Below are 6,000 nucleotides of genomic sequence, written 5' to 3'. Positions count from 1 at the left end.
GCCGTTTCTCATGAACATCTGCCGAGGTTCGGACTCTCCCTCGCCTCCCAAACCGATGGACAAACGCTGCCGATGGAAGTGAACAAAGCCAGGCACCCGCAGATGCCCTTCCCGGCCGTGGGAATGCCACGCCGCCGCCATGTCCACCGCCCACGTGGCCGTTCTGCGCCCGTTGCACCAGCCACTTCTCCACCGCGGCGGACTCAAGCTCCAGGATCTCCAACAGCCCCCGCTGCCCGACCACCAACTGATCCCAGTTGAAACGCTGCGCCCGTATCCACTGCCAGGGGTCGTCGCCCTGGACCACGACGTCGCTGGCCTCCATCGGGCCCCAGCACCGTCAGGCCGTCGACCGCAACTGATCCAGCTCGCTGCCGATCGCTTCCCTCAGCGCGCCATGCTGCGGACCGAGCCTGAACTGCTCCTCACTCCACCGCTCACGCGGATAGAGCCATATAGGCTTGCCCGCCACATCGGCCGGCTCCCACTCGAACCGCGGCCACACATGCGCATGCAGAAACGGGTCTGTGTTCCCCAGGATCTCCAGGTTGACCCGACGGAAAGCCGGGTCCAGCCGCTGACAGGCACGCTCGACCGCTTCACCGAGCTGGTCCATGTCAGACAGGAACGACAGCCGCTTCGACCTCGGCAGGTCCGACAGCCGCTGCACATTCGGTTCATCCACGAGAAGAACCGAGTAACCCGGCAGGAACTGGACATCCCCGATCACCGCGAACCCCGACGTCAAACGCCGCAACACGGTCGGGTTCTCACCTCTCAGAGCAGTCCCGATCCGGTCCATCCGCCAGTCACCAGTCATGCGCCAGAACCTACATGCAGGTGATCAAGGACCGCCCTTCGCTCCCCATCCTCCTCACGCAGTTCAAAGACCAAGCAAGCGAGGCGAAGAGCAGTCCCGGCCGTTTTCAAGGCTGTGACCGCGCTTCCGTGATGACTACGGCTTGGTGCGGTCCGGCGTCTGCTGTTGGATGGCTCGATGGAACGCATTGAGGCTCAGCTGTTTACGGATGCAGGCAACGACGCGGTTGTCCGTCTGCCGCCACGTCGCTTCCCGGGCGTGCTGATCCAGGGTGACTCGCTGTCGATCCTCCGTGGCGACGTTGCTGAGATCGTGGAGGCTTGCGCCCAGGGCGACGTCGATGACGCCCACGAGGCGGCCACCATCCTCCTGGCCAACTTCGACGAACTGCTGGCCCGCTACGAGAGCGCGTTGGAGGCTCACGGCATCGAGCGACCCTACGGACCACGCGCGTAGGGGCTGGCATGCCGGATCGTTTCGTCGCGGCACTACTTCTCTATGGGGTCGGGTGAGCTGTCGGACGTCCTGTTTCCGGGGATCGAGCTGAGGGCCGAGAGGTTGCAGGTGGCGGGCCGCACCCTGTTCGTGGACGCGGTTGGCGCTGCTCCTCCTGGCCGTTGTCCAGCCTGCTGTCGGCGTACGGACTTTTCTCCCCAGATGCGTACACACGAACGGGGTCTGTCGCTGATCTTGTGATGGTGTCGGCCTGGGCTGGGCATCAACTGTGTGTGCAGTTCAGAGGCGTTGGGGCAGGTGCTGCCGCATCTGTCGGGTGTGGTGGTCGAGTCGGTCCGGGTGAGCACGAAAGTGGTCACCTTGCGTACGCGGTGTCGTACGCCGCGGGTGAGATGCCCGCACTGTGGGATGCCTTCTCGGTGGGTGCACGGACGGTACCTGCGGCGGCTGGCTGACGCTCCGGCCGGGGGTGTGCCGACCGTGATCGAGGTGTGGGTGCGTCGTTTCAAGTGCGGCTCACTCTGGTGTCCGGCGGTGACCTTCGTTGAACAGATTCCGGGGCTGACCAGCCCGCACGCCCGCTACACGCCGGTGTTCCGCAGACTGCTCGCGCGGATCGCCGAGGCCTTGGCGGGCCGGCCTAGCGCTCGGCTGGCGGTCAAGCTGGGCATGCCAGTCGCCAAGGACACTCTGCTGCGGGCCGCTCCGCTGTCCCCAGTCGGGACGGTGCGGGTGCTGGGCGTCGACGAATTCGCACTGCTCAGGCGCCATACCTACGCGACGCTGCTGGTGGATCTTGAGGCGCGACGGCCTGTCGATGTGCTCGTTGGCCGTGAGGCCGAACCGGTGGCCCGATGGCTCGCAGGCCACCCTGAAGTGGAGATCGTCTGCCGTGACCGGGCCTCTGCCTACTCGGAGGCCGCGAAGCGGGCGGCACCCCAGGCTGTCCAGGTCGCTGACGTGTGGCATATCTGGCACAACCTCGCCTAGGCCGTGGAGAAGTGCGTGACCAGCCACTATGCGTGTCTTCAACGGCCTGCTCCCGGGAACGGAGCGGATCGGGAAGGCGAGGTGGTCCCGCCGATACCGGACGGCATGCTCGACTCCCGCGGCCGACCCCGCCGCATCGTTTCGACCATGCTCGAACGCCATCGTGCCGTGCAGCAACTCCGCGCAGAAGGCAGGTCATTACGCGGCATCAGCCGCGAGTTGCACCTCGACTATTACGCGGTCCGCCGCTACGCCCGCACCACGGACGTCAGCCAGCTCCTGGTCAAGGTCACTCAACGCCGCACCAAGCTGGACGACTACAAGACCTATCTCTACCAGCGGTACTGCGAGGGCTGCAGCAATGCCTCCCAACTTTTCCGTGAGGTTCGCGACCAGGGATTCAGCGGGGACCGCAGCACCGTCAATGCCTACATCCGGCAGCTGAAGCTCGGTACCATCCCACCGCCACCGACATGGACACCGCCAAAGCCCCGCAGGGCGCTTCGCTGGATCATGACCAACCCTGAACTCCTGGGCGCGGCTGCGGCACAAGGGCTGCAAGAGGTTCGCGTTCTCTGCCCCGAACTCGACGCGACAGTCAGGCACGTCCGCGCTTTCGCGGGTCTCATGCGCGAGCACGACGGGGATGGTCTGCCGGACTGGATCGCCCAAATTCGAGCCGCCGACCTGCCCCACCTTCACCAGTTCGCGGACGGTCTCGAACGCGATCAGGACGCAGTCACGGCCGGGCTCTCCAGCCCATGGAGTTCCGGCCAGGTCGAAGGCCAAGTCACCAGAGCCAAACTCCTCAAACGAGCCGGCTACGGCCGAGCCAACCTCGACCTACTCCGCATCAGAATCCTGTTGAGAGGCTGAACCAGGGGCGTCACAAGATCAGCGACAGACCCCGTTCGTCCGTACGCATCTGGGGAGAAAAGTCCGTACGCCGACAGTTCGTGGAGTACCGATAGTTCTTCGACCGCTCGGCGATGGTGTGATCCCGGGTAGGGACCAGGGTGCCGTCCACGATGAGCACGGTGTCCTTGGCAAACCGCTTGCGGGGCGGAAGCCCGAACATCGGCCCGAGGTGGTCGATGATCCGGTCCGCCGCCGACTTGGACACCCCGAACAGCGGGGCAAGCTGCCGCATGGTCAGGTTCGTGCGCCAGTACGCCGCGACCAGCAGTGCCCGGTCCTCCAGCGGAAGGCTCCACGGCCGGCCCTTGCGGACCGCGTCCGCACCCTCGCGCCGCAAAACCGTCACCAGCTTGCCGAACTGTCGCGGGCTGAGCCCGGTGAACGGGTATCCAGGACGGCTCCGACGCCGTGATCACACCAGCCACGCCAAGATCATCTCAACTGTGGCCGTCCCATCGCCGCACCGACGTGGGCAGTGCCTGTGGCCTTCGGATCGACGGCAACCGCTCCCGCGGTGGATGATCCGTCCTGCTCGCACGCCGTCCTCTCAGCGAAGCACTTTCACCATCAGACGTTCCCTGGTCACCCCGTCGGACAACAGGTCTCCGAGTTCTCCTGTATCGACGAAACCGTTGCGCTGATACAGCGCGACAGCGGGCTCGTTGCCCGGTAGGACCGCGAGCTTCAGAGTCGTAGCACCCCTCTGCCGGGCCCACCCCTCGACTGCCGCTATCAACTGGTCTCCGACGCTGCGGCCCCGCGCCTGGGGGCTGACCCACACCGACCTCAGCTCGCATGCGCCGCCATCCCCGGGAAGGCCGGCGGCCATCCCTACGGTTCGGCCGTCCAGCAACGCAACGATGCTGTAGGTGGCGGGCATTGCCAAGCGCTCACGCCACCGCTCTTCCCCACCGTTATGCCATTCCGCGAGCCTGGCCTTGAAGGCGTGAGGTGCCTCGCTCAGTGCAGCGAGGCGAACCTCCCGCCACAACGGCCAGTCGCTCGTCGTGAGAACCCGCAGGTGCACCATGACCACGAGTCTGCCGCGACACTCGGCTCACTGACCAACAGTTACGGGACAACCCTGGACGTCTTGCCGGTGCCTGCACCGGCCTGGACGGCGAGATGGCCTCCGCTGCGGAACGCCTCCAGGGCGGCGGCCTGTTCGTCAGTCGGGGAAAAGGGCATGGGACAGATCTCTCCGGAAGCTCGAAGGCCCGCGTCGGCCGCACGCGGGCACGGGGAAGGGGCCCACCTCTAGAGGGTGCCGGAGTGGAAAATGCCAACAGACGCGCCGATCACCTGCTTACGCGCCGCCAGGCCCGCCCGATGAGGTGACAGGAGGGCGACAAAGGTCCGTGATCCGCAATCGTGTGCGAGTCGGCTGTCCTGTTCGGGTGGCCGGCGAGCGGCCGGTCTCAGGCAGCGGGCCCGGGAGGTTCGTGCCCCTCGCACAGTGGGCCCAGTAGCTCGCCCAGCGGAACGGAGAAGGCGTGCGCCAGGGCGTGCCAGGTCGCCAGTGTGCCGATCGTGCGGCCCTGCTCGATCTCGATCAGGGTGCGGCGCGACAGGCCGCTGCGGGCGGCGAGCTCGTCGTAGCTCCACTTGTGCTGTGCGCGCAGGTGGGAGAGGAGCAGCCGTAGTGCCGTCGGGTTGGGTTCCGGCGGCGGGAAGATCGTCACCTCCCCATCCGAAGGTGCAGGACCCTGCCCTGACAGTGCAGATGTCTGCCCTATTTGCGCCAGTACGGAAGTACCCGCAGCCGTGCAGAGCTCTGCACTACGGTGTCCGCTCCCGAAGCCGCCCGGAAGGACGGCCGACAACCGACCGATCACGCCTTGGAGAGACCGCCGCCCATGGCCCTGCCCGCCCGCACCTGGACCCTCACCACCAGCAGCCCAGCCGGGCGGCCCACGCTGACATGCAGCGCCTGCGCGACAGGATCTCCGGTGAAGAGCGCCAACGGAGCAGCGGAGATCAGGCGGCACCTCGCAGGCCACCTCGTCGAATCCCGGCTGCCCCCGCACCTGCGCACCTGCCAGTGCCGGGAGAAGGCCTGCACATGGCACGGGCGCCAGGGCCCCTGCTCGGGCCCGCTGCGGCTCCTGCTCATCAAGGCCGACCGCGGGCGCACCTGGCACCTCGCCGACACCTGCGCCGCCTGCGCCGCCGCCATCCCCCACGCCGCCACCGTCCCAGAACCCCCGGAGAGCACGGCCGTTCCGCAGGTGTGCCAGGCTGACCGCGAAATCCCGGCAGACCTCGTCCTTGAGCCCGCCGAGTGGGTGGAGGTGCCGTGACGGGACGGCTTGTCCGCCGACGAGCCCCGGCGGAGCAGGCTGGCTCGTGCCCCGCAGGCCAGAGCTCCGACGAAGCCCTGCCGCCGACAACGACGAGGGGGCTCCGATGGAGGATGTCCGTGCCGCGCTGACGCGGCTCGACCGGATCCGCGAGGGCATCGACTTCAGGGAGCTCACCCGGATCAGGGCGGCGCGGGCGTGCGGCGAGAGCGCTTGGCCGCCAGGGCCCTGAAGGTCGGGCCTTGCCCCTGAATCCTGGACACGGGTTATGCGGCTGGTGTCAGCGTAGTTGATGTTGCTCTGGACGCTGTCTCGTATGCGATCGGGCTGCGGTGTCCGAGGCGGGAGTGACGGCGTCGGGTGTTGTAGCGGTGCAGCCAGCGGAACGCGTCGAGGAGGGCGTCGTGGACGCGCTTGGACTGGCCGGTCTTGCGTCACTCGGGCACACCATCAGCTCGGAGACGGCAAAGGTGCTGGACTCCTCTGACGCTATGCCGAGGTGGTCGCGCGACCAGC

The 6,000-nt window shown here is 67.0% G+C and carries 9 protein-coding genes and 1 pseudogene; 5 read left to right on the top strand and 5 right to left on the bottom strand.

Annotated elements, in window-relative coordinates; all coding sequences use genetic code 11:
- Together ACIBNE_RS40685 and ACIBNE_RS40680 are read right to left on the bottom strand one after the other, a co-directional pair.
- Positions 1 to 325, bottom strand: a 325-nt coding sequence (locus ACIBNE_RS40685; protein WP_399281069.1) for a hypothetical protein, incomplete at its 3' end; no start/stop codon positions are given.
- A 15-nt stretch (positions 326 to 340) separates the two neighbouring features.
- Positions 341 to 820 carry an HIT family protein gene (locus tag ACIBNE_RS40680; RefSeq protein ID WP_399281067.1) on the bottom strand — a complete coding sequence of 160 codons (480 nt, stop codon included), beginning with the start codon at positions 818 to 820 and terminating at the stop codon, positions 341 to 343.
- Between the two features lie 177 nt (positions 821 to 997).
- Here ACIBNE_RS40680 and ACIBNE_RS40675 point away from each other — a divergent pair, with 177 nt between their 5' ends.
- From ACIBNE_RS40675 to ACIBNE_RS40665, 3 genes are all read left to right on the top strand, one after another.
- Positions 998 to 1,276: a DUF6959 family protein gene (locus ACIBNE_RS40675; protein WP_399281064.1), complete on the top strand. Its 279-nt coding sequence runs from the start codon at positions 998 to 1,000 to the stop codon at positions 1,274 to 1,276.
- Between the two features lie 270 nt (positions 1,277 to 1,546).
- Complete coding sequence (locus ACIBNE_RS40670; protein WP_399281063.1) at positions 1,547 to 2,266, top strand: ISL3 family transposase; 720 nt, start codon at positions 1,547 to 1,549, stop codon at positions 2,264 to 2,266.
- Positions 2,267 to 2,371: 105 nt separating this feature from the next.
- Positions 2,372 to 3,142, top strand: coding sequence for a transposase (locus tag ACIBNE_RS40665; protein ID WP_399281071.1), 771 nt, complete (start codon positions 2,372 to 2,374; stop codon positions 3,140 to 3,142).
- A gap of 76 nt (positions 3,143 to 3,218) precedes the next feature.
- Here ACIBNE_RS40665 and ACIBNE_RS40660 read toward each other — a convergent pair.
- The 3 genes and pseudogenes from ACIBNE_RS40660 to ACIBNE_RS40650 form a co-directional block, all read right to left on the bottom strand.
- A pseudogene (locus tag ACIBNE_RS40660) lies at positions 3,219 to 3,609 on the bottom strand (transposase family protein); the annotation flags it as partial.
- Positions 3,610 to 3,731: 122 nt separating this feature from the next.
- Positions 3,732 to 4,214: a GNAT family N-acetyltransferase gene (locus ACIBNE_RS40655; protein WP_399281062.1), complete on the bottom strand. Its 483-nt coding sequence runs from the start codon at positions 4,212 to 4,214 to the stop codon at positions 3,732 to 3,734.
- A gap of 388 nt (positions 4,215 to 4,602) precedes the next feature.
- Positions 4,603 to 4,866, bottom strand: coding sequence for a helix-turn-helix transcriptional regulator (locus ACIBNE_RS40650; RefSeq protein ID WP_399281060.1), 264 nt, complete (start codon positions 4,864 to 4,866; stop codon positions 4,603 to 4,605).
- Positions 4,867 to 5,133: 267 nt separating this feature from the next.
- Here ACIBNE_RS40650 and ACIBNE_RS40645 point away from each other — a divergent pair, with 267 nt between their 5' ends.
- Both ACIBNE_RS40645 and ACIBNE_RS40640 read left to right on the top strand, forming a co-directional pair.
- Positions 5,134 to 5,484 (top strand): hypothetical protein, encoded by a 351-nt coding sequence (locus tag ACIBNE_RS40645; protein ID WP_399281058.1) that lies wholly within the window; start codon positions 5,134 to 5,136, stop codon positions 5,482 to 5,484.
- 106 nt (positions 5,485 to 5,590) lie between these two features.
- Positions 5,591 to 5,716 carry a hypothetical protein gene (locus ACIBNE_RS40640; protein ID WP_399281056.1) on the top strand — a complete coding sequence of 42 codons (126 nt, stop codon included), beginning with the start codon at positions 5,591 to 5,593 and terminating at the stop codon, positions 5,714 to 5,716.
- Positions 5,717 to 6,000: the final 284 nt, after the last annotated feature.

Origin of the sequence: Streptomyces sp. NPDC050504 (assembly GCF_044458065.1) — a bacterium.
Taxonomy (GTDB): Bacteria; Actinomycetota; Actinomycetes; order Streptomycetales; family Streptomycetaceae; genus Streptomyces.
This window is presented reverse-complemented; position numbering and strand designations above follow the sequence as displayed.

Bases quoted from the DNA above. Each gene is read 5' to 3' on its own strand.
- ACIBNE_RS40680 (WP_399281067.1), bottom strand. From the start codon at position 820: ATGACTGGTGACTGGCGGATGGACCGGATCGGGACTGCTCTGAGAGGT.
- ACIBNE_RS40675 (WP_399281064.1), top strand. From the start codon at position 998: ATGGAACGCATTGAGGCTCAGCTGTTTACGGATGCAGGCAACGACGCG.
- ACIBNE_RS40640 (WP_399281056.1), top strand. From the start codon at position 5,591: ATGGAGGATGTCCGTGCCGCGCTGACGCGGCTCGACCGGATCCGCGAG.
- ACIBNE_RS40655 (WP_399281062.1), bottom strand. From the start codon at position 4,214: ATGGTGCACCTGCGGGTTCTCACGACGAGCGACTGGCCGTTGTGGCGG.
- ACIBNE_RS40665 (WP_399281071.1), top strand. From the start codon at position 2,372: ATGCTCGACTCCCGCGGCCGACCCCGCCGCATCGTTTCGACCATGCTC.